Source organism: Bradyrhizobium cytisi, assembly GCF_008123515.1.
Lineage (GTDB): Bacteria > Pseudomonadota > Alphaproteobacteria > Rhizobiales > Xanthobacteraceae > Bradyrhizobium > Bradyrhizobium cytisi.
In genome coordinates this window covers 1-821 of the sequence record NZ_VSSR01000186.1, presented here as the reverse complement: position 1 = coordinate 821, position 821 = coordinate 1, and the positions used below count along the sequence as shown (strand labels likewise).

Here is an 821-nt window from a genome sequence, read left to right as displayed (position 1 = left end):
GCGTTGGAGTCACAACACTAGGCAATCGTCTCGCCATCCGCGATCGCTCCGTCTCCGCAACCTGACCAGCTCCGACGGAGCAATCGCTACCGGCGTGTCACTGGAGAGAGGGAGAGAAAGAATGGTATCTTGACAACGAACCGCAATTAAAGGGCCAATTGACATCGGACGAGCCGCAGACAGATCTCGGCATTGGGAAACGTTCGCACCGCATAGGCGTGTCACCTGATCTCCTAGCCGCTCCTGCATGTTGGTCGAGTTCATGTTCTTCCTGTGTGCAAGCGGAAGGCGGAAATCGGTAAGCATCACCTCGGTGTTCTCCTCCCCTCGGTCAGTAAGCTTAAGGTATTTGCCGCCGCCCCTGGCGAAGCCACCTGGCGAAATCGCGACACCTCTGCAACGTCGCGCCGATCATACGTCCAGCGCAGCTCGAGCAGGCAGTCGTCATCGACGTTACGCGGCACATAGTCGAGCGCATTGCGCAGGAAGTGCACATAGCAGCGCTGCGTGAATATGCCTGAGAGAATCTCCGGGATCGCCCACTTCAGTCCGGGATCATCGTCCGAGACGACTCCACCCCGTACGAGACGCGGCCTTAACCGCTTCGCAAAACCCCTTCCAGATCGATCGGCTCTCCCGATTTTAAAGCTCGACGGCGAGGACCTGACGGGCGCCTTCCCAGTCAACGCCAATCGCGATCAGCAACGCCTCGCCTGTCTTCCCGATCTTCTCTTCCACCGTTTGGCTAGCCAAGCGGCCAGAGCGCACCGTACTTCCGCGAGGTTGCGCCGGTCATAGATCTAGTACCCACTTTTCTTGGA

The 821-nt window shown here is 58.5% G+C and carries 1 pseudogene; it reads right to left on the bottom strand.

Features of this window, described 5'->3' with window-relative positions:
- Positions 1–164: 164 nt before the first annotated feature.
- Positions 165–711 (bottom strand): annotated as a pseudogene (locus tag FXB38_RS45310) (transposase); the annotation flags it as partial.
- Positions 712–821: the final 110 nt, after the last annotated feature.